This is a genomic window from Sorangium sp. So ce124 (genome assembly GCF_051525235.1).
GTDB classification, from domain to species: Bacteria; Myxococcota_A; Polyangia; order Polyangiales; family Polyangiaceae; genus Sorangium; species Sorangium atrum.
Genome location: NZ_CP150312.1, coordinates 3,233,558 through 3,259,183, shown reverse-complemented (window position 1 = coordinate 3,259,183; position 25,626 = coordinate 3,233,558). Strand labels below are relative to the sequence as shown.

18 protein-coding genes are annotated in these 25,626 nt (G+C 70.0%); 13 read left to right on the top strand and 5 right to left on the bottom strand.

What is annotated here, in order from left to right; genetic code table 11:
• Positions 1-107 precede the first annotated feature (107 nt).
• From WMF19_RS12480 to WMF19_RS12450, 7 genes are all read left to right on the top strand, one after another.
• The gene (locus tag WMF19_RS12480) at positions 108-995 is read left to right on the top strand and encodes a hypothetical protein (RefSeq protein WP_437899287.1); all 888 of its coding nucleotides are present in this window, start codon (positions 108-110) and stop codon (positions 993-995) included.
• Positions 996-1,012: 17 nt separating this feature from the next.
• Positions 1,013-1,585 (top strand): hypothetical protein, encoded by a 573-nt coding sequence (locus WMF19_RS12475; RefSeq protein WP_437899286.1) that lies wholly within the window; start codon positions 1,013-1,015, stop codon positions 1,583-1,585.
• A 142-nt stretch (positions 1,586-1,727) separates the two neighbouring features.
• Positions 1,728-2,387, top strand: coding sequence for an RNA polymerase sigma factor (locus WMF19_RS12470; protein WP_437899285.1), 660 nt, complete (start codon positions 1,728-1,730; stop codon positions 2,385-2,387).
• Between the two features lie 331 nt (positions 2,388-2,718).
• A complete protein-coding gene (locus tag WMF19_RS12465; protein WP_437899284.1) occupies positions 2,719-3,486 on the top strand; it encodes a peptidase c1a, papain in 768 nt (255 codons plus the stop codon).
• Between the two features lie 27 nt (positions 3,487-3,513).
• Positions 3,514-5,040 (top strand): DUF4831 family protein, encoded by a 1,527-nt coding sequence (locus tag WMF19_RS12460; RefSeq protein ID WP_437899283.1) that lies wholly within the window; start codon positions 3,514-3,516, stop codon positions 5,038-5,040.
• Positions 5,041-5,237: 197 nt separating this feature from the next.
• A complete protein-coding gene (locus WMF19_RS12455; RefSeq protein WP_437899282.1) occupies positions 5,238-6,113 on the top strand; it encodes a hypothetical protein in 876 nt (291 codons plus the stop codon).
• 11 nt (positions 6,114-6,124) lie between these two features.
• Positions 6,125-6,586, top strand: coding sequence for a hypothetical protein (locus tag WMF19_RS12450; RefSeq protein WP_437899281.1), 462 nt, complete (start codon positions 6,125-6,127; stop codon positions 6,584-6,586).
• A 90-nt stretch (positions 6,587-6,676) separates the two neighbouring features.
• Here the strand turns inward: WMF19_RS12450 and WMF19_RS12445 are convergent, their stop codons facing one another.
• On the bottom strand, positions 6,677-7,561 hold the full coding sequence (locus WMF19_RS12445; protein WP_437801001.1) for a LysR family transcriptional regulator: 885 nt from the start codon (positions 7,559-7,561) through the stop codon (positions 6,677-6,679).
• 98 nt (positions 7,562-7,659) lie between these two features.
• Here WMF19_RS12445 and WMF19_RS12440 point away from each other — a divergent pair, with 98 nt between their 5' ends.
• From WMF19_RS12440 to WMF19_RS12420, 5 genes are all read left to right on the top strand, one after another.
• Entirely contained in the window at positions 7,660-9,624 is a 1,965-nt protein-coding gene (locus WMF19_RS12440; RefSeq protein ID WP_437899280.1) for a multicopper oxidase family protein, read from the top strand.
• A 78-nt stretch (positions 9,625-9,702) separates the two neighbouring features.
• Positions 9,703-10,740 (top strand): SDR family oxidoreductase, encoded by a 1,038-nt coding sequence (locus WMF19_RS12435; protein WP_437331103.1) that lies wholly within the window; start codon positions 9,703-9,705, stop codon positions 10,738-10,740.
• A 173-nt stretch (positions 10,741-10,913) separates the two neighbouring features.
• Positions 10,914-12,701 (top strand): thiamine pyrophosphate-requiring protein, encoded by a 1,788-nt coding sequence (locus WMF19_RS12430; protein ID WP_437899279.1) that lies wholly within the window; start codon positions 10,914-10,916, stop codon positions 12,699-12,701.
• A gap of 2 nt (positions 12,702-12,703) precedes the next feature.
• Positions 12,704-13,810, top strand: coding sequence for an enolase C-terminal domain-like protein (locus WMF19_RS12425; RefSeq protein WP_437899278.1), 1,107 nt, complete (start codon positions 12,704-12,706; stop codon positions 13,808-13,810).
• A 9-nt stretch (positions 13,811-13,819) separates the two neighbouring features.
• Positions 13,820-17,137: an FAD-binding and (Fe-S)-binding domain-containing protein gene (locus WMF19_RS12420; RefSeq protein ID WP_437899277.1), complete on the top strand. Its 3,318-nt coding sequence runs from the start codon at positions 13,820-13,822 to the stop codon at positions 17,135-17,137.
• A 92-nt stretch (positions 17,138-17,229) separates the two neighbouring features.
• Here WMF19_RS12420 and WMF19_RS12415 read toward each other — a convergent pair whose 3' ends face one another.
• A complete protein-coding gene (locus WMF19_RS12415; protein WP_437899276.1) occupies positions 17,230-17,796 on the bottom strand; it encodes a vitamin K epoxide reductase family protein in 567 nt (188 codons plus the stop codon).
• 277 nt (positions 17,797-18,073) lie between these two features.
• Here WMF19_RS12415 and WMF19_RS12410 point away from each other — a divergent pair, with 277 nt between their 5' ends.
• The gene (locus tag WMF19_RS12410) at positions 18,074-20,260 is read left to right on the top strand and encodes an amylo-alpha-1,6-glucosidase (protein ID WP_437899275.1); all 2,187 of its coding nucleotides are present in this window, start codon (positions 18,074-18,076) and stop codon (positions 20,258-20,260) included.
• A 207-nt stretch (positions 20,261-20,467) separates the two neighbouring features.
• Here the strand turns inward: WMF19_RS12410 and WMF19_RS12405 are convergent, their stop codons facing one another.
• The 3 genes from WMF19_RS12405 to WMF19_RS12395 form a co-directional block, all read right to left on the bottom strand.
• The gene (locus tag WMF19_RS12405; protein ID WP_437899274.1) at positions 20,468-22,996 is read right to left on the bottom strand and encodes a catalase; all 2,529 of its coding nucleotides are present in this window, start codon (positions 22,994-22,996) and stop codon (positions 20,468-20,470) included.
• Positions 22,997-24,040: 1,044 nt separating this feature from the next.
• The gene (locus WMF19_RS12400) at positions 24,041-25,165 is read right to left on the bottom strand and encodes an IS3 family transposase (RefSeq protein WP_437894791.1); all 1,125 of its coding nucleotides are present in this window, start codon (positions 25,163-25,165) and stop codon (positions 24,041-24,043) included.
• Entirely contained in the window at positions 25,165-25,524 is a 360-nt protein-coding gene (locus WMF19_RS12395; protein ID WP_437894792.1) for a transposase, read from the bottom strand. Before WMF19_RS12395 ends, WMF19_RS12400 begins: the two co-directional genes overlap by 1 nt.
• Positions 25,525-25,626: the final 102 nt, after the last annotated feature.

The window sequence follows — 25,626 nt, the reverse complement described above, 5'->3', positions numbered from 1 at the left end:
CCTTGATTCGGATCAGAGCGAGAACACGCCACCGGTTTCCCGCACGGCGCATAACGGCCCCCTCGGCCAATCCACGAGAACTCGACGGCTACAACTCGGAGTGGACCATGTTCAGACATCCTCGATGCGCCATCGCCTTCGTGGCGCTGGCAGCACTTGCTTCAGCTCGGCCATCGCTGGCGCAGCCGGGCACCACCCCGCAGCCGGGCACCACCCCGCCGCCGGGCTCCACCCCGCCGCCGGGCTCCACCCCGCCGCCGGGCTCCACCCCGCCGCCGACCCAGCCGTCCAAAATTGAGCTTCTGTCGCGAGACATACGGAACAAATCTGCACAGGCCATACGTGAAACCGAGGCGGGGCAGCTCAAGGAAGCAAAGGAGACGAAAGCGGAGCTCGACCAGCAATCCAAGGTCCTCGCCGACACACCGGCGACGAACGAAGAGGAATCTCGCGAAAAGGACGCTGCACTCGCGGGAAAGGCGGTAGTAGACAAAACGGTCACCGCGAGCACAGATGCCATGTGCGGAGGCGGCGCCGCGTTTCACCCCTGCCTGTACGCCGGGGTCTTCGTGGCGAGCGGCTCGCTCGCCACGGTGTCGCTCGGGGCGTACCACGAAGGGCAGACCAGCCACGGACTCGTATCGGCCGCGATCCCCGCGGCCGGGATCCGGGTCCCGTTCGACGACCACGCCCGCATTTCGGCCGAGCTCGGGCTCCTCTCGATGCTGGTCTCCAAGGACCTGGACGCGAGCAGACGAAACGGCTGCCGGGCCGAGAACGGCGACTTCGAGAAGAAGCTCCCCTGCGAAGCCAATGCCACGATCTCTCCGGTATTCGGCGCATACCTGGGCGTCACCCTCGGGACCGGCGACATCGGGCTCCTCACCCTGATGGGCATGGGCGGCGCCGCGACCACCTCGCTCGACAACTCGATCCATCCCTACGTCGGATTGGCGGTCGGGCTCGTCAATTTCGACAAGACATTCAACCTGTAGCACCGGAGGAGCACTTCATGACACGCTTCGCACTGCGGCTCGTGGCGGCCCTCGCCACGTCCGCCGGAATCGCCGCCGTGACCTCTGCGTGCGACCAGCCGAGCGGCTGCGACGATGCCAAGAAGGAGACTGAGTTGGTCCTGAAAGACGTCTGCCAGGACCCCGCCTACCAGAACACGCCATTTTGCGCCTGCTGCGTGAAGAACGACTTCTATTCGGTGGACAACGAGTGCGGCTGCCGCGGGCTCAACTTCGACGCGGATGCCTGCTACTTCCGGACAGCGGCCGACGCTCGCCCGGCGGCGCGACAGGCCATCGAGTTCGCGAACAGCATTTGCGAAGAGCGCACACCGACGTTCCTAGACGGGAGCGGCGAGAACCAGCAGTGCGGCGCGAGCCGCGCAGCGTCGTCCTCGTCTCAAGCATCGAGCTCGAGCGCCGAAGGGGCAGGAGGCGCGGGAAGCTCGAGCGCCCAGGGGGCGGGAGGCGCGGGCGGCTCGAGCGCCCAGGGGGCGGGAGGCGCGGGCGGCTCGACCACGGGCGGAGGCGGCGCGGGTGGCCAAGGCGACGGAGGCAAGGACGGCAGTTAGTCGTCGCTCCCCACCCGCCGTCCGCGCCGCGCTCGTCGCCGGATGCTCGACGATCGCGGCACGGACGGCGGGCCGCCGCGCGCGAAATGTCGCCAGCGCGCGGCAGCGGCGCACACCCGTCGGGAGGGAAATGAACGCCAACTTGACCATAGGTGGGGCCGGGCTCCCCCTCTCGTCTGTCGACCGCTGCGCCGTCACCGCGACCGAGCCATCGATCGTTTGCACTACCACGCCGCTCGACGGCATCATGCAGCGTTACGCGGCGGGCGAGGCGAGCGCCTTCGGCGAGCTCTACCGGACCCTCGCCCCACGCCTGCACCGCTTCTGCTTGCGCCTCGCGCGGAGCCGCAGCGACGCGGACGATCTCTTCCAGGACGCGTTCCTCCGGCTCCACCGCGCGCGCGCCTCTTACATTCCCGGCGGGCCGGCTCTCCACTGGGCCCTCGCGATCGCGCGCTCCGCGCACCAGGACCGCGCCCGTCACCGCCAGAGACGTCGAGAGGACTTGCAGGGCCCCGACAGCGGACCCACCACGCTCCGCTCCTTGCCGAGCCGCGACGGCTCGCCGGAGGACGACGCGTGCACGCGCGACATGGCGCTGGTGATCGATCGCGAGATCGCTCGGATGTCCGAGAAGACCCGGAGCGCCTACGTCCTCTTGCGGGAGGAGGGACTCACCGTCGCCGAGGCGGCGAGCGTGCTCGGCACGACGGGTGACGTCGTCAAGCAACGCGCCCATCGCGCCTACGAGCAGATCAGAGCTGCCCTACGCAGCGCCGGGTGGGACGAAGACACGCTGTGACCGAGAAGCACGCGGAGGCTGACGGCGACCCTCGGGGGTGCAGCACAACACAGGGCGCGGCGCCGATGGCGCGTCACCGACGCGTCAGCCGCCGGCCGACGCGTCAGAGTGGAGCGCCCGCGGCGCGGGTCGTCCGTGCTTGCGTTCATCCGTCGACCCACGCTCGGCGCCGTGTGCAGGGACGTACCGCGCCGCGGCATCGGGCGCGCGCAGGCACCGCGCGGCTTCGCGGTTGCAGGTACGGGTCCTGCTTGCTCGGTTCGTTCGCCCCACGTTGACGACCGGCGCGCCCCCCTGGGATGGCTCAGGCCATGGAGATGAGATCTGAACCATGAGCGAATCAGGCTGGAGGCCCTCGACGTTCGATGGTCGTGACATACCGTTCCGCGCGCCGCCGCAGGCAGCGCGTATTCCACCGAGGAGCGAGCTGGCCCACCCGTTCCGCCCTCGTGACCAGGGCGAGATCCCCTGCTGCGTCTCCATTGCGCTGGTGACCGCCATGGAGATCCTCGATCAGCGCCGCCCACCGTCGGCGACGCTCTCACCGCTCTTCCACTATTACGTCGCGCGGGCCGACCCCACGCGCCCCGGCATGCTCGACTTCCGGACCGCCCTTCAAACCGCGGCGACTACGGGCATTTCCAAGGCGCGCTATCACGCCCCCGCGTACGACGAGGCCGGGGCGAAGACACCTCCCACCGACACCGCGTTCAAGGATGCGGAGCGGCAGAGGCTCGTCGGGTGGGATCCCGAGGCGCGACGGATCCAGTACGAGGTGCTCGAAGGCCATGCGGTGGTCGAGCAATGCCGCATCGCGATCGCATCGGGGTTCCCGATCCTCGTCGGGTTATGGATGACCTCCGCTTACAAGGCCCTCTCGAGCAGCAATCCTGTCCATGGTCCGCCCCCACGAGAGCCTTCGAGTGACGGTCACGCGGTCGTAGCCGTCGGTTACGACGATACGAAGCGCGCGCTGCGGGTCAAGGACTCGCGCGGCGCAAGGTTCGCAGACGCGGGCTCCTGGTGGCTGCCATACCCTGCTCTCGACACACGGCTGATCCATGAGCTCTGGATCCTTCGAAAGATCAACTACGACTAGACCTGACCAGCAAAGAGAGAGACCAACATGAATCGAATCGGCGCCATGGCGAGGTACGCCGCCGCGCTCGCGTGCATACACACCATCGCAGGCTGCACCCACGGCTACAGGGTCCACCACGTGACCCCCACTTCAGGGCAGCTCGGCGCGCCCTCGGTCCTGTACGCGCTGCCGCGAACGATCATCACCGTCACGATCCCCGTGACGAGGACGGAGACGGAAGCGTCCCCGAGCTGCGCGAGGAAGGAGCTGGCGAAGGAGCTGCAAGCGCGCTGGGGCCGTAAGCACCCGGAGGCTCAACAGGCGCCGCCCGCCCAACCCGGGAAGAAGCCGGCCGCAGCACCGGCGCCCGAGCCCAAACCATCGCCCGAGGAATTCGACAAGGAGGCCGACGCCATCATTGCATCGGTGACCGGGGCGCCACCTCCGACCGCTGGCAGCAACAACATCCTGATAGAGCTCGGGGCCCCTGCGCTCACCGTCAGGCAGGAGGTCGACCCAGAGCAGATCTATGCCATCGAGCTGAATGAGCACTTCATGACGGCGAGCAAGCGCGGCATCGAGCTGTCCGAGCAGGGCTTCCTTGCGTCGAGCAGCCTGGAATCTACCAACAAAGCCCTGGACGTGTCTCTGAAGGTGATCGGCGGAGCTGTCGACATCGCGTCCAAGGCCGTGCTGTTCGGGGGCAAGGCTGCCGACGACGCAGGCCGGTGCGAGAGAACCGCAGACGACATCAAGCGACTGCGGGAGGCCCGCTTCGCGATCGTGAAAGGCCAGGGCCAGACGAACGGCAGTCCGAAGGACGCGCTGGAGTTCCTGCTCAACGAGCTGCGGGCGCAAGAGAAGCTGCTGCTCGCAGAATTCACCGGGAAGCAAACGGTCAAGCAGTCGACCGTCACATGCGATATGGCGCCCTCGGCGCTCACCGGGACGGAGGTGTCGTTCGGAGAGTCATTCCCGCTGTTCTCGCTCGACTCCACCGCCGGGCTGTGGGACGACAAGGCGGACAAGGCGCGCTGCGTCATGGATGTCGCGCTTCAGCTCACTTCGCCGCCGGCGGCTGGTAAAGAGGTCTCCGTCCATCTGAAGATCAGCGACCTGTCTCTGGCGAACGCCTCGCGGAGGACGGCAGCTTCACGAACCTCCCCTTCCGGCATCGTCTATCGTGTCCCCGCTCAGGCGCTCGCGTGGCTGACCGTGGGCAAGGAAGAGAGGCTTCACTCGACCTTGAACATCGCGCAGTACGGCGCGATCGCGGCGCTGCCAGGCGATCTGGACGGGGAAGCGGGCGAGGTTGCGATGTCGTACTCGGTCAAGCTCGCACCGTCGTCGGGCGCCCTGCTCAGCATGTCATCGTCGAGCTCACCGGTGGACGCGGCTGCAGTGGAGTCGTTCGGCGGGAGCGTGACGAGGGCGATCGACGCCGCGAAGACGCGCAAGGACGCGGTCGACAATGCCGGGATCGACGCGCTGGAGAAGGAAAAGAAGCGCCTCGAGTTGCTCCGCGACATCGGCAACCTGCAAAAGGAGCTGAACGGGCCTTCCATTCAGTGAGCGGCGCGGCCGGCCTGGCGCCCGCCGGTCCGCAGGAATACGACTCCTGGCCCTGACGTGTTCAGCCTGAGGTGATCTACCACATGAGTCCTCACCTGAGACATAAAAGAAGCCCAATTCTGGCCGCGCTCGCGCTGACCTCGCTCAGCACCAGCTGCGGCCTCCCGACGGGTCCGTCCGGGGCCATGTCCCAGGCAATGGACACGTCGTTCAGCGGGCCGCTCGGAATTTCAGGGATCGCCATCTCGGATAGCCAGCGGTCGGCTGGCATCGGGCTGGCAGCGGCGACCGAAGATTGCGCTCCCGCCGGCAGCGGAAGCGGCATGTTCGAGCTGAGCTTGGAGAGCTCAGGAAAAACAGAATTCCACTCAGACATCGATCCACAATTTGACGCCTGCGTAGCCGCTCGAGTTGGAGATTACGCGCTACCACCGGACCGATATCGCGGCTACATCCGGTGGCACCGCGCGAGCGACCTGCCGAGGATGAAATATCCTTTACCCAAGGCATCATCGAGGGCCACCTTGAGGACATCCGATGCCCCGGCTCAGTCGTTGAAGCTGGCCTCGGAGAGGATCGCCGACAGGCTTGCTCGCGCCGGGTACACGCGAACCTACTGGTTCGGCCTTCTGGATGGATTCGCCATCATCACGCCGCCAGAGAAGATCGGAGCGAACAACAAGCCGCTGTACCCGGAGCCGGAGCGACGATTCTCGACCGACTTCGACACCACTCCAGACGCCATCTGGGACATCGTCGTACACCGACTGAGGCGAACGTTCATCAACGACAGCACCCGGTACCGAATATTCATATTCACGTGCACGAGCGGATCCATCAAGGACAGCGACCGAGTCGACACCCTTGAGACGTTCGCTGCGCCGGAAGCGGGAGACACGTCGCCCTCCATTCCTCTCGGCATCCCGGATACGCTGCCATCCCGCCAATACGCCGTTCGCGCGCTTGCATATGTATTCGAGCGCCCAGAGAAGGGCGCGGACGCGACGTTGGTCCAGAGCGGAGTCAGCGCCTCCGAGCACCTCTCAGCAGCACAGATCAGCATCACGCCATAGCGAGGCACAGCATGGACACAAAGCCACTCCTCGACTGCCAGCGCGCCTTGGCGCTACTTTGGATGGGGTTCTTCGCTGCCATATTGATCGTCGTGATAGCGCAGACGAGCTTCGGCAATGTCTTCATGACCGCGAAGGGAGAGGACTTGCAGAAGAGCGTCTGGCAGTGGATGTTGCCAGCGACGACGCCGACGTTGATCCTGGTGATGGGCGTGCTCGTGAACTGCGAGCTCGTCGCCGCTGCCAGACAAGAGGCACAGCGTCGGCGGGTGTCGAAATTCTTCTTCCACCTCACGCTGGGAGCCTCGGCGTTCTATCTGGCGATCGTGCTGCTCCTGCCCATCGGCGCCCCTCACAAGGGAAATGCCGCCGAGGCCGTCGACATGCTTCTTCAATCCAATGTCTACATGACTCCGATTCAAGGTCTGATCAGCGCCGCCCTCGGAGTCTTCTTCTTGTCGCCCAAAGAATGACGCGCGCGGGCGGGCCAGCACCGGCGATCTCGGGCGCATCGCCGTCGTGACGGGGATGCCCGCGGCGGCCGCCTGCGGCTCCACGCCCCGCTACAGCTTCCCGAGCGACGCGCGCACGTGCCCGATGAACACCTTGATCTTCGGTATCTCCGACAGCGCCCCCGGGACGCTGAGCCGCACAGGCCGCTCCTGCCCGACCACGTCGGGCAGCACGGGCACGAGCACGTCCGGCCCCACGTCGGGGTCGGGCACGAGCGCGTCGGGGACGAGGCCGATGCCCAGGCCGGAGATGCAGCAGTGCCGGATGAAGTGGATGTCCGTCGCGATGAGGGCCGGCTGGACGGTGAAGGGCGCGCCCCGCCATGTCCGCCAGGTGCGCGCGTCCTCGCCCGGGGCCTGCCACGCGAACAGCTCATGGTGCTTCAGATCGTCGATCGTCCGTGGCGTGCCGCGCTTCTCCAGGTACGCGCGGCTGGCGATGAGCCACTCGCGGACGCGCAGGACGACGTGCGATATCCAGTGTCCGCTCGGCGCGTCCTCGCCGAAGTGGACAGCGATGTCGATGTCCGTAAGCGCCTCCCCCAGGGGATCGTTGCTGAAGCGGCAGTGGACGTGGAGCCTCGGATACGCGCTGCGAACGGCGGCGAAGAGCGGCGTCATCATGTGCGGCGGCAGCCCCACGGGCAGGATGACCCGCAGGGTGCCCGAGGGCGCGTCGCCCACCTCCCGGATCGAGGCGAGGAGCGCGGCGGCCTCCTGCACCATGCCGCGCCCCTTCCGGGCGAGCACCTGCCCGGCCTCGGTCGGCACGACGCCGTTCCGCACGCTCTCGAGCAGGAGGACGCCGGCGCGCGCCTCCAGCGACGCGACCTGACGCCGGAGCGTCGTGCGCGACGAGCCGAGCGCGCGGGCCGCGCCCAGGAAGGAGCCGGCCTCGACCACGGCGAGGAAGGCGCGAAGCTCTTCGAGGTCCATACACCCTGCCACTGTCCGCATTCTAGCCAGGGGTGACCGTCTTCGGCCATCCACATGCGGCGCCGCTCGATAGTGTCGCGAAAGGAGGAGACAAGTCGATGGCACGAGACGATTCGCACGCGCTCACGCGCACAGGCTCGCTCGCGGCGCTGGCCCTCTCCCTCGCGGCGCTCGCAGGCTGCGGCGGAGGCGAGGAGACGAGCACGACGAGCACGACGCCGCAGACGACGTCCACGTACGAGGACCCGCCCGAGCTCCAGCCGGGCGCGGATGGAGCGTACGAGCTGCGTTTCGGCCCGAGCGAGGTCGAGATCGACGGGCGCCGGTTCTGTCTCCGCGCGTACAACGGAATGACGAGCGGCCCCACGATCCGCATTCCGAAGGGCGAGGATCGCAAGGTCCACGTGACCCTGCATAACGACTTCACGAAGAGCGACTTCCGCGAGATCGCGAGCATGATGGGCCATGGCAGCAGGTCGTGCCACGACTTCAACCTGACGAACTTGCACGGCCACGGCCTGCACGTGCAGCCCAACTTCGCGACGGACGATCCCGCGGACCCGTGCGAGGGGGACGGCTGCGCGCCCGAAGGGAGGTATTTCGGCGACCACGTGCTGCACGAGGTGGGGCCGGGAGAGAGCGCCCGGTACCGCTGGGACCTGGACGAGGACGGGATCCACCACGAGGGCACGGACTGGTACCACCCTCACATCCACGGCTCGACGGCGATCCAGGTCATGGATGGGGCCGCCGGTGCGCTCCTCATCGAGGGCGCGCTCGACGAGCTGCCCGGCATCGCCAAGGCCAGAGAGCGGGTGATGGTCATGACGCAGGTGCCCATCGATCACGAGAACACGGTGCCCCTGAAGGAGGGAGAGGAGTGCACCGAGGACAACCTGTCGGTGACCGACTTCCTCGCTGTCGAGTCGCTCCGGGCCACGCTGATCAACGGCAAGCTCAGGCCGCGGCTCACGACGCCCCCCGGGCAGGTGGAGCGCTGGCGCATGGTCTACGCGGGCAGCCCGGACGAGATGGGGATGAAGCTCCACGTCGCGAAGGACGCTTCGTGCTCCGATTTCGACCCCCTTCCCAGGACCCCCATCGAGACGACGCAGATCGCGCGCGACGGGCTGACGCTCCCGCAGTTCTACAGGAGCGACACGGTGTGGGTCTCCCCCGGGTACCGCGCCGACGTGATGGTGAAGATGCCTGAAGGCAAGCAGACGCTCTGCCTCGTCGGGCGCCGGCCGAACGACCTCCTGGGGAGCGTGATCGCGATCGTCGACGTGGACCCGGGCGCGGGCGAGCCCACCGAGGTGAACCTGCCCGCGGAGGCGGACGTGGCCGCGCTCGCGCCGCCCACCTCGTGGACCGGCACGGTCGACGGCGAGCAGATGGAGGTGAGCTGCGATTCGGTCGAGACCGTGCACCAGAAGGTGGTGCTCCTCGTGCCCACGCCGGGGAGCAAGCCGCCCGATCTCAGCAGCGATGTGGCGCTCATGTCATGTGACCCGGGAGAGCACCCGCACGAGGTCGATCCGGACGCCCCTGTGTGCATCTGCCCGGATCCGAACATCAGCTGCCGCAAGTTCGACGAGCGGCGCGCCCGCGGCTACCGGAGCGATCGCGTCATGACCGCCGGGAGCTCGGAGCGGTGGGAGATCCGCGCGTTCGACGGGCACCCGTTCCATATCCACATCAACCCGTTCCTCGTGTGCCCCAACAAATCGAACAAGGAGCCCAACTTCGCCCACTGGCGGGACACGATGTGGGTCCAGGCCGAAGACGGGCCGCGCGACGTGATCATGAACCCCCGGAGGTTCACGGGACAGTTCGTGCTGCACTGCCACAAGCTGAACCACGAGGACGAAGGGATGATGGAGCTCGTCGAGATCTGCGACCCGGGAGATGAGGAGTGCCTGTGCCAGGGGACGGACGAGAGCGGCGCGTGCATCTCCCAGGCGGGGTGCCAGCCGGACGATCTCGCGTGCCAGTTCGCAAAGACGGCGACGGACGCGTACCCGGCGCCGCCGCCGCCGAACCCGGAGCTCTGCGGGCCGTGAGCTCCCCTCGCGGTCGCTGACTCGCCGGGTGGCATTCACGTTGCCTGACGCCGCGGGCGAGGTGAGAGCACGATGGGAATGGACGGAGGCAGGCGGCCAGAGGTCGTGGTGATCACGGGGGCGTCGGCGGGCGTCGGGCGCGCCACGGTGAGGCGGTTCGCGCGCGAAGGCGCGCGCATCGGCCTCGTCGCGCGCGGGCTCGACGGGCTCGAGGGGGCGCGGCGCGAGGCAGAGGACGCCGGGGCGAGCGCGCTCGTCCTGCCGACCGACGTCGCCGATTTCGCGCAGGTCGAGGCCGCGGCCGCGGCCGTCGAGGAGCGCTTCGGCCCGATCGACGCCTGGATCAACGTCGCGATGACGTCGGTCTTCTCGCCGGTGAAGGAGACGCGACCGGAGGAGTACGAGCGCGTCATGAAGGTCAACTACCTCGGCTATGTGCACGGGACGCTCGCGGCGCTCTCGCGGATGCTCCCCCGCGATCACGGGGCGATCGTCCAGGCGAGCTCCGCGCTCGCTCACCGGAGCATCCCGCTCCAGTCGGCCTACTGCGCGTCCAAGCACGCGATCGTGGGCTTCACCGAGTCGCTGCGCAGCGAGCTGTTCCACGACAAGAGCCGCGTGCGCGTGAGCATGGTGCACCTGCCGGCGATGAACACGCCGCAGTTCCTCTGGTCGAAGTCGCGCCTCCCCTACAAGCCACAGCCCGTCCCACCGATCTTTCAGCCCGAGGTGGCCGCCGACGCGCTCTACTGGGCCGCGCACCACGACCGCCGCGACGTCATGGTCGGCCTCCCGACGGTCAAGGCGATCTGGGGAAACCGCGTGATCCCCGGGCTGCTCGATCGATGGCTCGCCCGGGTCGGGTACACGCGGCAGCTGACCGACGAGCCCGCCGATCCCGATCGCCCCGACGACCTGTGGGCCCCCGTGCAGGGCGATTTCGGCGCCCACGGCCCGTTCGACCGGCGCTCGAAGCCCTCGAGCCCGGAGCTCTGGCTCGACCTGCATCGCGGGTCGCTCGGCGCCTTCGCGCTGTGCGCGGCGGCCGTGGTCGGGTTCGGCGCGCGCAGGGCCGCCGCGCGGCGCGCGAGCCCATGGCGGCGCCTCCTCACGTAAGTCCTCACGTAAGCAAAGCGCCGCCCTGCCTGCCCGCGCCCTGCCCGCGCCCGCGCGCATAGCGCACGCTCGCACGCGCAGCCGCGGCACGCAGCGTGCGGCGCGGCGAGGCGGCACGTTTGTCGCACACCGCGCTGGGTCGAGCTCACGTACGAGCTCGCAGTGAGGGAATCATGGCCCAGACCGTCGGCGAGTTCCTGCTGAGACGCCTCGTCGCGTGGGGCGTCCGGCGCGTCTATGCCTATCCGGGCGACGGCATCAACGGGATCGTCGGGGCGTTCCACCGCGTTCCGGACCTCCGGTTCATCCAGGTGCGGCACGAGGAGATGGCCGCGTTCATGGCGTGCGCCCACGCGAAGTTCGCGGGCGAGGTCGGCGTGTGCCTGGCGACCTCGGGGCCCGGCGCGATCCACCTCCTGAACGGGCTCTACGACGCGAAGCTCGACCATCAGCCGGTCGTGGCCATCGTCGGCCAGCAGGACCGCGCCGCGCTCGGCGGGCACTACCAGCAGGAGGTCGACCTCGTGACGCTCTTCAAGGACGTCGCGCACGAGTACGTGCAGATGGCGTCCTCTCCCGCGCAGATCCGCCACCTCATCGACCGCGCGATGCGCATCGCCAGGGCGGAGCGCACCGTCACCTGCGTCATCGTCCCGAAGGACGTCCAGGAGCTCGACGCCGTCGAGCAGCCTCCGCACGCGCACGGGACGGTGCACTCCGGCATCGGCTACGCCTCGCCGCGCGTCGTGCCGCAGGAGGAGGACCTGCGGCGCGCGGCCGACGTGCTCAACGCCGGCAAGCGGGTCGCGATGCTGATCGGCCAGGGCGCGCTCCGGGCCGCGCCGGAGGTCATGCGCGCCGCCGAAATCCTCGGGTGCGGCGTCGCGAAGGCGCTGCTCGGCAAGGCGGCGCTCCCCGACGACCTGCCCTGGGTCACCGGCGCGATCGGCCTGCTCGGCACCAAGCCGAGCTGGGAGATGATGGCCAACTGCGACGCGCTCTTCATGGTCGGCTCGAACTTCCCGTACCCGGAGTTCCTGCCGGAGGAGGGGAAGGCGCGCGGCGTCCAGATCGACATCGACGGCCGGATGCTCGGCCTGCGCTACCCGATGGAGGTCAACCTGATCGGCGACTGCGCCGAGACGCTGCGGGCGCTCATCCCCTACCTCAAGCTCAAGACCGACCGCTCGTGGCGGCGCAAGCTCGAGGAGAGCGTCGCCGACTGGTGGAAGGTGCTCGAGGCGCGGGCGATGAACGACGCCAATCCGCTGAACCCGCAGCGCGTCTACTGGGAGCTGTCGCCGCGGCTGCCCGACGACTGCATCCTGACCGCCGACTCCGGCTCCTCGGCGAACTGGTACGCGCGCGACATCAAGGTCCGGGCGGGGATGATGGCCTCGCTCTCGGGCACGCTGGCGACGATGGGACCCGCGATGCCGTACGCGGTCGCGGCGAAGTTCGCCTTCCCCGACCGCCCGGTCGTCGCGATGGTCGGCGACGGCGCGATGCAGATGAACGGCATCAACACGCTCATCACCGTCGCGAAGTACTGGCGCGAGTGGAAGGACCCGCGCCTCGTCGTGCTGGTGCTCAACAACCGCGACCTGAACCAGGTCACCTGGGAGCTGCGCGCCATGAGCGGCGACCCCAAGCTGGAGGCGTCCCAGACGCTGCCGGACTTCCCGTACGCGGCCTACGCCGAGGCGCTCGGGCTCCGCGGCGTGCGGATCGACCGCCCGGACCAGGTCGCGCGCACCTGGGACGAGGCCTTCCGGGTCGACCGGCCGGTGGTCGTGGAGGCGATCACCGACCCGGAGGTCCCGCCGCTGCCGCCGCACATCACCGTGAAGCAGGCCGCGATGCTCACGTCGGCGCTGCTCCGGGGCGACCCGGGCGGCCGCGGGATCGTCCGCCAGGCGTACCGCGACATGATCGAGAGCTGGATCCCGCACCGGGGCTGACGATGGCCGACGAGGAGCAGCGCGCGTCGGTGCCGATCGAGCAGATCGAGGTGGCCGCGTACACCGTCCCGACCGACCGTCCGGAGTCGGACGGCACGCTCGCGTGGCGCGAGACGACGCTGGTCGTCGTGCACGCGTCGGCCGGGGGAGAGCGAGGGCTCGGCTACACGTACGCCGACGTCGCGACGGCGCGGCTCGTGGCCGACCGGCTGGCCGGCGTCGTGCGCGGGCGCGACGCGATGGCGGTCCCCGGCGCGTGGGCCGCGATGGTGAGCAGCGTCCGCAACCTCGGCCGGCCGGGGATCGCGCAGATGGCCATCGCCGCCGTCGACGCGGCGCTGTGGGACCTGAAGGCCCGCCTGCTCGCGCTCCCGCTCGCGGCGCTGCTCGGCATGGTGCGCGACCGCGCGCCCATCTACGGCAGCGGCGGGTTCACCTCGTACACGGAGGCCGAGCTCGCTGAGCAGCTCGGCGGCTGGGTCTCCGCGGGGATCCCGCGCGTGAAGATGAAGGTGGGGCGCGCTCCCGACGCGGATCTCGCGCGCGTTCGCGCCGCGCGCCGCGCCATCGGCCAGGACGCCGCGCTGTTCGTCGACGCCAACGGCGCCTACTCCCGCAAGCAGGCGCTCGCGTTCGCCGAGCGGTTCGCTGGCGAGGGCGTGCGCTGGTTCGAGGAGCCCGTGACCTCGGACGATCTCGACGGGCTGCGGCTCCTTCGCGACCGGGCGCCCGCCGGCATGGACATCGCGGCGGGCGAGTACGGCTACGACCTCGTCTATTTCCGCCGCATGCTGGACGCCGGCGCCGTCGACGTCCTGCAGGCGGACGCGAGCCGCTGCGGGATCACCGGCTTCCTCGCCGCCGCGGCGCTGTGCGAGGCGCGATCGCTCGACCTGTCGTGCCACTGCGCGCCCTCGCTGCACCTGCACCCCGCGTGCGCGGTGCAGCGGCTCGCGCACATCGAGTTCTTTCACGATCACGTCCGCATCGAGCGGATGCTCTTCGAGGGCGCGGCGGCGCCCGCGGGCGGCGCGCTCGCCCCGGACCTCGATCGCCCCGGCATGGGGATCTCGCTCCGGCGCGCCGACGCCGAGCGCTTCGCGGTGTGAGGAGAGATCATGCAGCACGTCGAACAGCAGCAGGAGCAGGAGCGAGAGAAGGCGCCGGCGGAGGGCAGGCCGGCCGAGGCCGTCCAGCGCGAGATCGATCGCGGCGTGATCCGCTTCCCCGGCGAGCGGCGCGTGCGGCTCGCGCCCGCGGCCGGCCCCGAGGTGGAGGCGCTCGCGGACGAGCTCTCACGTACGGTCGAGGGGGAGGTGCGCTTCACCGCGGGAGACCGGGCGCTCTACGCGACCGACGGGTCGAACTACCGGCAGCTGCCCATCGGCGTCGTCGTGCCGCGCCACAAGGACGACGTGATCGCCGCCGTCGCCGCGTGCCGCCGGCACAGCGCGCCCATCCTCGCGCGCGGGGGCGGCACGAGCCTCGCCGGGCAGACGTGCAACGTCGCGGTCGTGCTCGACTTCTCGAAGTACATGCGCGCAGTCCTCGAGCTCGACCCCATGCACAAGCGCGCCAGGGTGCTGCCGGGCACGGTGCTCGACACCCTGCGCAACGCCGCGAACGAGTTCGACCTGACCTTCGCGCCGGATCCGTCGACCCACGAGTACTGCACGCTCGGCGGGATGATCGGCAACAACTCGTGCGGCGTGCACTCGGTGCTCGGCGGGCGCACCGCCGACAACGTGCACGAGCTCGAGGTGCTGACGTACGACGGCCTGCGGCTGCGGGTGGGGCCGACGAGCGAGGAAGAGATCGAGGCCATCGTCCGCGCGGGCGGGCGGCGCGGGAGCATCTATGCCGAGCTGCGCGCCATCCGCGACCGGTACGCCGATCTCATCCGCGCCCGCTACCCGCGGATCCCGCGCCGCGTGTCGGGCTACAACCTCGACGAGCTCTTGCCGGAGAACGGCTTCCACGTGGCGCGCGCCCTGGTCGGCACGGAGGGGACGTGCGTCACGGTGCTCGAGGCCACCCTGCGCCTCGTGGGCTGGCCCAGGTTCCGGTCGCTCCTCGTGATCGGCTACCCGGACGTGTTCTCCAGCGGCGACCATGTCCCCGAGGTGATGCGCTGCGGGCCGATCGCCCTCGAGGGGATCGACCACCGGCTCATCGAGGACATGCGCAAGAAGGGGCTGCACGAGCGCTACCTGCGCTACCTCCCGGAGGGCCGCGGCTTCCTGCTGGCCGAGTTCGGGGGCGACACCCGGGACGAGGCCGACGCGCGGGCGCGCGACGCCATGCAGGCCCTCGGGCGCGGGGCGAACCCGCCGTCGATGAAGCTGTACGACGACCCCGACCAGGAGCAGGCGCTCTGGGAGGTGCGCAAATCCGGCCTCGGCGCGACGGCGCGCGTCCCGGGCGAGCCCGACACGTGGCCCGGCTGGGAGGACTCGGCCGTGCACCCGGACAACCTGGGCGGGTACCTCCGCGACCTGCGCGCGCTGTTCGATCGCCACGGCTACCAGCCCGCGCTCTACGGCCACTTCGGGCAGGCCTGCGTGCACTGCCGCGTCGACTTCGACGTGACGACGCCCGAGGGCATCCGCAACTGGACCCGCTTCCTCGACGAGGCGACCGATCTCGTGGTCCGCTACGGCGGCTCGTTCTCCGGGGAGCACGGCGACGGCCAGGCGCGCGCGCAGTTCCTGCCGAAGATGTACGGCGAGGAGCTCATCGAGGCGTTCCGCCGCTTCAAGGCGGCGTGGGACCCTTCATTCCGCATGAACCCCGGCAAGGTCGTCGACCCCTACCGCGTCGACGAGAACCTCCGCCTCGGCGCCGACTTCCGCCCCGCCGCCGTGGAGACGCACTTCCGTTTCCCGGACGACGACGGCGACTTCACGCGCGCGACCCTGCGCTGCGTGGGCGTGGGCAAGTGCCGGCGCCACGACGGCGGCACGATGTGCCCGAGCTACATGGTGACGCACGAGGAGGAGCACACGACGCGCGGGCGGGCGCGCCTGCTCTTCGAGATGCTGGAGGGGAGCGAGCTCCAGGGCTTCCGCGATCACGAGGTGCGCGAGTCGCTCGACCTGTGCCTCGCCTGCAAGGGGTGCAAGGGCGAGTGCCCGGTCCACGTCGACATGGCCACCTACAAGGCGGAGTTCCTGTCCCATTACTACGCGCGGCGGCTGCGGCCGCGCGCCGCCTACACGATGGGGCTCATCCACTGGTGGGCCCGCCTCGGGCAGCTCGTGCCGGGGCTCGCGAACCTCGTGACGCAGACGCCCGCGCTCGCGGCGGTGGCGAAGAAGATCGCGGGCATCGCGCCCGAGCGGAGCATCCCGCCGTTCGCGCGGACGTCGTTCAGACAATGGTTCCAGGGGCGGCCGCGGCGCAACGCCGGCGGACCGCAGGTCGTGCTCTGGCCGGACACGTTCAACGACCACTTCTTCCCGGAGACGGCGATCGCCGCGACCGAGGTGCTCGAGTGGGCGGGCTACGAGGTGATCGTCCCGGAGCAGAAGCTCTGCTGCGGTCGGCCCCTCTACGACTTCGGCTTCCTGACGACGGCCAAGCGCCTGCTGCGGGACGTGATGAGCGCGCTGCGCGACCCGATCGAGCGGGGCGTGCCGGTGGTCGGCCTCGAGCCGAGCTGCGTCTCGGTCTTCCGCGACGAGCTCCACGGGCTCTTCCCCGACAACCCGCTGGCGACGAAGCTCCGGCAGCAGACGCACATGTTCGGCGACTTCCTGAAGGGGGCGGCGGGGGGCGATCCAGGCCGTCCGTCGCCCGGCGGGCGCGGGCTTCCGCGCCTCGATCGGCGCGCGGTGGTGCACGGCCACTGCCATCACAAGGCGATCCTGGAGATGGACGCCGAGCGCGACGTGCTCCACGGCATGGGCCTCGACGTCGAGCTCCTGGACTCCGGCTGTTGCGGCATGGCAGGCGCGTTCGGCTTCGAGGAGGGCGCCAAGTACGACGTCTCGATCCGGTGCGGCGAGCGCGTGCTCCTGCCCGCGGTCCGGTCGGCGCCGACGGACGCGCTGATCGTGGCCGACGGCTTCAGCTGCCGCGAGCAGATCAAGCAGACGACCGACAGGCAGGCGCTGCACGTCGCCCAGGTCGTGCGCATGGCGGCGCTGCACGGCCCCGAGGGGCCGGCGGGCGACTACCCCGAGCGCGCCTACCTGCCCGGGCCCGCGGACGTCTACGTGACGCCGCGGACGACGGTGGCGGCGCTCGCCGCGGCGCCGGCGGGCGCGGCGCTCCTCTGGGCCGGCGGCCGCCGGCTCGCGGCCGAGCGGCGGCGGGCGCGGCGCCGCGAGCGGTGGCTCCCGGCCGCGGGCGTCGCGGCCGCGGCGCTCGCGGCGGTGGGGCTGCTCGGGCGGCTCGCGCGGCGCCGTGGCGCGCGAGCGCCGGCGCCGCGATGATGGCGGGGCCTCGGGCGCGCGCGGGTCCGCGCGCGGGTCGAAGAACGCCTGCGCGCCGGGCGCCGGCGGCCGGGCCGGCCTGCGCGGCCCTGTCACGACCGCGCTCGGGCGTTCCTCAGCGCCCTCCACCCCTCCGGGAGCGAGAGCGCGAAGACGACCATGTTGGCCGTCAGGGCGACGAGGCAGTACGCGCACCAGGCCCTCTCCCGTCTCCGCATCTGGACGAAGAGCCACCCGGACACGGCCGCTTCGACGGCCGCCTTGGCCGCCACGGCGACGGGGATCCCGGGCGTGTCCCTGGCGCGCTCTGCGCCTCCCCAGCCGGCCAGCGCCAGGTTGGAGGCGAAGCTGGTGAGCGAGAGCGGCGCGTCCGGCAGCGTGAGCCCGAACGCGATATCGGAGCTCGTCACCTTGTCCGAGTCGAACCCTGGGAGCGGGGGATCGGGCAGGTGCTCGATGATCCCGAGCTGAAACAGCGAGACCACCGCCATGCTGGCGCCGCCCGCGAGGGACGCGACGGCGATGAGACGGCGCCGGGCGAGATCGCTCGATCGGCCGCGCCGGAGCGCGGCGCGAAGCGCGCCGGCCCCGGGCAGGCGCGGCGCCCGCCGCCGCCTCGCCCGCCGAGCACTGCCCGATTCGCCCTGGTCTTTCCTCATGATGTCACCCCCTCTCGAGCGCGCGCCTGCATGCGCCCGACCCCGAGCGCCTGCGCCGAAGGGCCGCACCACAGGCCCAGCGCCAAGACGACTCGATTCGACGATTTACGACAATCGCAAGCAATTGCAACGGAATTGCAAGCCATCGCAAAAGGGGGCTGGGATGGGAGCTCATGAGTCGACTCGCCGTGCTGAACCGGGGAGCGAACGCCGGCCGCGGTCGGACGCCGGGACGGGCGCGCGTTCGCCGAGCGAACGGCAGGAGCGCAGGAAGAAGGTGCTCACCCAGGGCACCTCCTCGATGGCGCAGAGCATCGCGGATGCGATCGTCCTGAAGCAGGGCGGCGTCTTCCTGGTCACCGAGCAGGGCGGCTCGATCCCCCTGCAGGGCGAGCACGGCTTTGGCCTCTACTACCATGATTGCCGGTTCCTGAACGGCTATACAGTCGAGCTCGACGACGCCCGGCCGGAGGTGCTCGCCTCGACCGCGGAGGCAGACCATGCAGGCGTCTTCCGGCTCGCGAACCCCCGGCTCCTGATGCGCGAAGGGCACATCATGTCCGAGCACGACGTCGGCCTCCGGTGGGAGCGGGTCATCGACGGCGACGCGACCGAGGTCTACGAGAACATCACGGTTCACAACTATGCTCGCTCGGCGGTCGACATCGAGGTGAAGCTGACCTTCCGCGCCGAGTTCGAGGACGTTTACGCGGTCCGCGGCCTCATGCCCGAGGCGCTGGGGAAGCACCACGCCCCCACGGCGAACGACGAGGAGCTGCGCTTCTCGTACGACGGCGCCGACGGCCTGCAGCGCGCCGTGACCATCCGCTGGGGCTGCCGGCCGGACGCGATCGACGGCACCTCCGCGCTCTTCCGCGTCCGGCTGCCGCCCGGGCACAGCCAGCCGATCTCCCTCGTGATCTCGCTCTCGGAGTCCTCCGGCGCGGCGCGGGCCCATCAGCACGCGCCCGCGCCCTCGTGCTCGGGGGCGGACGTCGCCGCGGCGAAGCAGCGGGGAGAGGAGCATCTCGCCGCGCAGGCGCAGGAGAGGGCCCATGTCGAGACCGACAGCCTGCTCGTCAATCGCGTCCTCGCGCGGTCGTTCTCCGACCTGCTCCTCCTGCGGACCTCGCTCGATCACGACACGTTCTTCGCCGCCGGCGTGCCGTGGTACACGGCCCTCTTCGGCCGCGACAGCCTGATCACGGCGCTCGAGGTGCTGCCTTACCAGCGGACCGTCGCCGTCGATACGCTGCGGCTGCTCGCGCGGTTCCAGGCGCGCGAGCGGGATCCGTGGCGCGACGAGCAGCCGGGCAAGATCCTGCACGAGCTCCGGGTAGGCGAGCTCGCGCGGGTCGGCGAGATCCCCGAGACACCGTATTACGGGAGCGTCGACACGACCGCCCTGTTCCTGATCCTCGTGGCGCGGCACGCGGCGTGGACAGGTCGACTCGACGTCTTCCACGAGCTCAGGGAGAACGTCGACGCGGCGCTCGGGTGGCTGTCGAGCCCCGAGGCTCACCCGGAGATCAACGGCTACCTGGCTTATGACTCGACCTCCAAATCGGGCCTCGTCAACCAGGGATGGAAGGACTCCGGCGACGCGATCGTCAATGAAGAGGGGCAGATCGCGGAGCCGCCGATCGCGCTCGTCGAGGTGCAGGCGTACGTGTACCTCGCCAAGTCGGGGCTTGCCGATCTGTTCGAGCGCGCGGGCGAGGCGGAGACGGCCGCGCGGCTCCGGCGCGAGGCCGCGGACCTGAAGGAGCGCTTTGAACGGGATTTCTGGCTCCCGGAGCGAGGGGTGTACGCGCTGGCGCTCGTGGACGGCGGCCGCTGCGCGGCTGTGTGCTCGTCCAACGCCGGACACGCGCTGTGGGCGGGCATCGCCGACCCGTCCAGGGCGCGGACATGCGCGGAGCGTCTGCTGTCGGAGAGCATGTATTCGGGCTGGGGCATCCGCACGCTCGCGGCGGACGAGAAGGCCTACAATCCGATGTCGTATCACCGCGGGACCGTGTGGCCCCACGACAACGCGCTGATCGTCGCCGGGCTGCGCCGCTACGGCCTCGACAGCGAGGCGCGCACCGTGTTCGGCGGCATCGTGAGGGCCGCCATGCATTATCGAATGTACCGGCTGCCGGAGCTCTTCTGCGGCTTCCCGCGCGGCGAGCACGGCGCTCCGGTCCGCTACCCCGTCGCCTGCCACCCGCAGGCGTGGGCCGCCGGGGCCGTGCCGTACATGCTCGCCTCGCTCCTCGGGCTCGAGCCCGAGGGCTTCGAGCGGCGCCTGCGCGTCGTTCGTCCGGTCCTGCCCCGGCTCGTTCGCCGCGCCACGGTGCGCGGGCTGGCCGTGGCGGACGGCCGCGTCGATCTGGAGTTCCGGAGAAAGCGGGGCGACGCGGTAGAGGTCGACGTGCTGCGGGTCGAGGGCGACGTCGACGTCGTGGTCGAGGAGCGCTGAGCCCGGAGCTCGTTGGCCCCTGCCGGTTGAATTGAATCCCTCCCCGATGCCCGTCGCGCGCTGAGGCGCGCCGCCCCGCGGGCGGGGAATGGTCAACTTTGCCCGAGAAAGATCACAGGGAGACGGGGAGATTTACTAAGTTTTTCTCCCCGCCTCCCCGGCTCCCTGTTCAAATTTGACCGGTACCCGCTGGCGGGGCAGGTCGGGTCAGACCGCCGGCGGCTCGGTCTGGCGTTGCCACGCGCGGTGCATGGCGATCGCCTTGATGAACGCCGGCGCCGCCGTGGCCACCGCGTCGTCCGGCAGGACGAGGAGGCCCGGATCGGCGTCCGCGCCGGCCGCCGCGGCCCTCACACCCGCGGCCTCGGCGAGCGGCGCGGCCGACGCCGGCACGAGCAGGGGCTTGCAGTGGCGGTACTGGAGCTGGACGAACTCGACAGCGAGCCCGTCGCGCGCCAGCGCCGCGGCGCCCCCGCCGGGCGGCAGCGCCGCGGCGTCGAAGAGGACGCTCGGGGCCGCCTCGATCGTGACCTCGACCGGCAGCTCGTCGCCCTCGGCGGTGCGCACCACCCCGAGGCGCGCGCCGACGTAGCGGGGCACCGCGCCCGCCAGCAACAGCGCGTCGTAGAGCGCGCTCGCCGCCGCCCCGCTCACGCCGTCGGCGACGAGGAGCGCGACGCGGCGGCCGAGGATGCGGCCATCGCCGGGCCGGGCGAACAGCGACAGGGCCGGCGACGCCGCGACCTCGGGGTTCTTGACGGGCGGCGCCACCATCGAGAGCGGCTCGGGGAGCGGCATGCCGAGGTCGGCCGCGACGCGCGCGGCCAGCCCCTCGTCCACGTTCCGCAGCATCCGGACCATGCGCTCGCGGATGGCCTGCGTCTGCACGCGCGTCAGCTCGAAGCGGAAAGCGCGCGCGATGTGCGCGCGCTCGACGGGCGTCTGGCTCGCCCAGAAGAGGCGCGCCTGCGTGTAATGGTCCGCGAACTTCTCGGGCTTCGCGCGCAGCTTGCTCGGCTCGGTGGCGGCCTGCTGCGCCAGGAGCCGCTCGGCGACCGTGGCGAAGCCGCGCGCGCCGGCCTGGAAGGGGCAGCCGCCGGCGAGCGAGTTGGGCTCATAGTTCACGCGACCGCGGTTGATCGCCTGGCGGTGGAACCCGTCGCGCTGGTTGTTGTGCACCTCGGCGACCGGCGCGTTGATCGGGATCTCGTGGAAGTTCGGCCCGCCGAGGCGCGTGAGCTGCGTGTCGAGGTACGAGAAGTTGCGCCCCTGGAGCAGCGGGTCGTTCGTGAAGTCGATGCCGGGCACGATGTGCTGCGTGCAGAACGCGACCTGCTCCGTCTCGGCGAAGAAGTTGTCGGGGTTGCGGTTCAGGACGAGCCGGCCGACGGTGCGCAGGGGCGCGAGCTCCTCCGGCACGATCTTGGTCGCGTCGAGCACGTCGAAGCTCCACCGCTCGGCCTCCGCCTCCGTGAACGTCTGGATCTGCAGGAGGTACTCGGGGAACGCGCCGCCCTCGATGGCCTCCCAGAGATCGCGACGGTGGAAGTCGGGATCGGCGCCCGCGATCTTCACCGCCTCGTCCCAGTCGAGCGAGTGCGTGCCGAGCAAGGGTGTCCAGTGGAACTTCACGAGCGTCGCCTCGCCGGCCGCGTTGACGAGCCGGAAGGTGTGCACGCCGAAGCCCTGCATCGTCCGGAAGCTGCGCGGGATCGCCCTGTCGCTCATCTGCCACAGGACCATGTGCATCGACTCGGGCATGAGCGAGATGAAGTCCCAGAAGGTGTCGTGCGCGCTCGACGCCTGCGGCATCTGGTGGTGCGGCTCGGGTTTGACGGCGTGCACAACGTCCGGGAACTTCATCGCGTCCTGGATGAAGAAGACGGGGATGTTGTTGCCGACGAGATCCCAGTTGCCCTCTTCTGTGTAGAACTTCACGGCGAAGCCGCGCACGTCGCGCACCGTGTCGGCGCTCCCGCGCTCGCCCGCCACGGTCGAGAAGCGCACGAAGACCGGCGTCCGCTTGCCGACCTTGGCGAACGGCGCGGCCTTGGTGAGCGAGGTGATGTCCTCGGTGCACTCGAAGTAGCCGTGCGCGCCCGAGCCGCGCGCGTGCACGACGCGCTCGGGGATGCGCTCGTGATCGAAGTGAGTGATCTTCTCGCGCAGGATGAAGTCCTCGAGCAGCGTCGGGCCGCGCAGCCCTGCGCGCAGCGAGTTCTGGTTGTCGCCGACGGGCACGCCTTGGTTCGTCGTCAGCGCCCGACCGAGCGAGTCGACCCGATGCTTCTGCAGAGGTCCCTGGTTCGGGTTTTCGCCCGGCGTCGCCTTGGCGCCGTTCTTCTCGGACTCGTTGCTCTCGGTGATCGTGCTCGCGGTCGCGTCGAGGTTCTCGGGCTTCGCCGTGGCACCCTGCGGCGGCTGTGGCATTTTGCCGCGTAGCGCGTACTCGGCGCTCTTGTTCACGTTCTCGGGGATCGCAGCGACGAGCGCTTCCGTGGCGTCGACCTTCGCGTCGAGGCGGTCGGCTGCTGCGGCGTTGCGGACAGCTGCGTCATCGCTGCTCGTCCCGCTGCCGAGCGCGGTCGCCGCGCGCTCGAGAAGGCTGCGTTTCGTCCGTGCCGCCCGCGGCTTCGCCGACGGGCCGCCCATCGATTGTTTCGCGCTGCCCGCGCCCTTTTCGGTCGGCGCCGGATCACTGGACGACGGCTTCGCGGGGTCTTTGCGATCGGTCATGACATGTCCTCCGGGAGAGCCAGCTTTCAGCAAAGAGCGCACCAGCACGCGAGCTTCAGGCAAGCGCGGGCGACCGACGCACGGCCGAGCCCGTTGCGGTGCCTCGGTCGGCCCGCCGCGGCCTGGTGGGGTGTCGCCGTGCCGCCGGCCGCGGGCGCAGACGGGGCGCGCGTGTGCCCGAGTTCCTCCGACCGCAAGGCGCGCCGGACAAGGCCCATCGCGTCGCAGCGCATCATCCCAGACCCGCGCGGGCCGCGAGCTGACTCCAGGATGCGTCCTGCCTCATCGTCAGCCCCGGCGAGAGCGGCAAGCGATCGCGCCCACGGCGATCGTCGGTCGGTTACGGCTCCGCCATCAGCATCGTCATCATCGACCCCGGCGGGAGCCGTGCCATGACGATGGGTGGGCGGTTACGAGCGCCGCGCGATCGACGCGGCGGATGCCCGGCTTCCGGTCAGATAGCTCAAAGGCACCGTTCGATCGACCATTGTTCGCCGTGCTGCTGTGCGAACGCGATCCATCAGGAAATGAGTCTCTCCCTGGCTCCGGTATACCTCGAGGGGGTCTGCAATCGGTCGTGCGACGGAGCTTCCAAGCATGGCTCAGTAGGCCGCCGTCAGAGCGATGGTGATCGTTCCGGGAATTGCCGTCACGCCGTGCTCGGCCGCGATCATCCGGAGCGTGGTCCAGTCGCCGCGTACGAGGACCGTCAGCTCGCGGCTGACGGGATGCGGTCGGCTGCTGGACCGTGACTCGAAGGGACCGGTCAGCCGCGAGGGCAGGCATCGCCTGCTGCCGGCCCGCGCCGTCGGCCAGGGAGCTCGTGCCCCTGGGGTAATGCATAAAGGACATAGGCCAAGGACCTCAATGAACCGCGGGGCGGCGTTCTCTGAAGGAAGTGGAGTCGGCTCGGCGTCGGTCTGGGACGCCAACCCCTGAAGATTGTCGAGCTTGTCGAGGATCGACGCGGTCAGGGCCGAGATGTCAGGACCGTTTTGGGTTGCGGAGAATGCCAACGGGTTTGAGACAGGCCGGACGAGAATCCTATGAGGGGATCGCGACGAGGGGCGCGTTCCGGCTCTGGGCCCCAACCGGTCGAGATCGGGGCGGCCGCGGCACGGCGGTGGGCGCGTCGCTGGTCGTGCCCGTGTGCGGCGGCGCCGCGGCCGCGCAGGCGTCGTCGTCGATGGACAGCGGGTTGATGGCTACCGAAGCGGGCGGCCTGCGCACGACGGGCGGGCCGTTCGGGAAGCGTTCAGGATGCGCGGCGTAGGCCGTGTCGAGGGCGACCTGGCGCCGAGCCGCGATATCATCGACGCGGCCGTAGAATACATCAGCAGGTGTGAAGAGCGCAAGGCCAGAATGCTGATGAAGGTCGTTATACCAGCTGAAGAACTCCTGGCACCACGCTCGTGCATGAGCCAGCGAGGCAAAGCGGTCCGGATAGTCGGGCTGGTATTTAAGCGTCTTGAACTGCGACTCGGAGAAGGCGTTGTCATCGCTGACGTGAGGCCGGCTGAAGCTACGAACGACGCCGAGCGAGCCGAGGAGCTGAGCGAGCCCCTCCGACCTCATCGCGGAGCCGCGGTCGGCGTGCACGGTGAGCGAGCCGGGCTCGACGCCGTGGCGGGCGACAGTCTCTGCGAAGAGGTGCTCGGCGAGCTCCGCGCTCTCGCGCTCAGCGAGCAGCCAGCCGACGGTCATGCGACTGAACAGGTCGAGGACGACGTACAGGCAGTAGAAGACCCCGGGCAGCGGCCCGCGCAGCTTGGTTATATCCCACGTCCAGATCTGGTTGGGGGCCGTGGCGGTGAGGGTCGGCTTGACATGCTTCATCGGCCCACGCTGCGCGCGTCGCTCGCCGCTCTCGCGGGACGCCGCGAGCAGGCGGTACATCGTGCGGATGGAGGCGAGGTAGACGCCGCGCGACAGCAGCGTCGCGTAGACCTCCGGCGGGGGCTGGTCGACGAACTCGTCGCTGTGCAGCACGTCGAGCACGGCTTGCCGCTCGGGGTCGCTGAGCCGGCGTGGGCTCGGAGCGGGCCCGGTCAGCGCGGGCAGCTTCGCGGGCTGGGTCTGCCGGTAGAGCGTGGCGCGGCTGACGCCGAGTGCCGCACACGCCTGGGCGATGGAGACGTGCGGGTCATCGAGCTCTTCGATGATGTCCATCAGCGCTCTTCGTCGTTCGTGAGGTTGATGCCCAGAATGGAAGAGACTTTTTTTTGAAGATCGATGAGCTTCTCAGCGAGCGCGAGCTTCTCCTCGAGCCGCGCCGAGCGCTTCTCGAGCTCGGCGATGCGCCGGTCCTTCGCGTCCTGCTTCGGCTTGCGGCCGGGCTTGCGCCCCGAGAGGGCCTCGCTGCCGTGGAGGGCGAGTTGCTTGCGCCACGCCGTCAGGAGGGAGCTGTAGATGCCCTCACGGCGCAGGAGCGCCTCGATGTCCCCGCGCTGGGTGCACGCGGCCGCCTCGCGCACGATGCGCAGCTTCTCCGCCGCCGAGAACTTCCGCCTCTTGCCCGCCTTCGGCATGGTCTCGACGGCGACGCCACTCGGGCGGGGAGCAGCGCCCTGCGCCGCTGGGGCGGGGGTAGGATCGACGGATCGGAGATGGGAAGGCTTCGGCACGAGTCA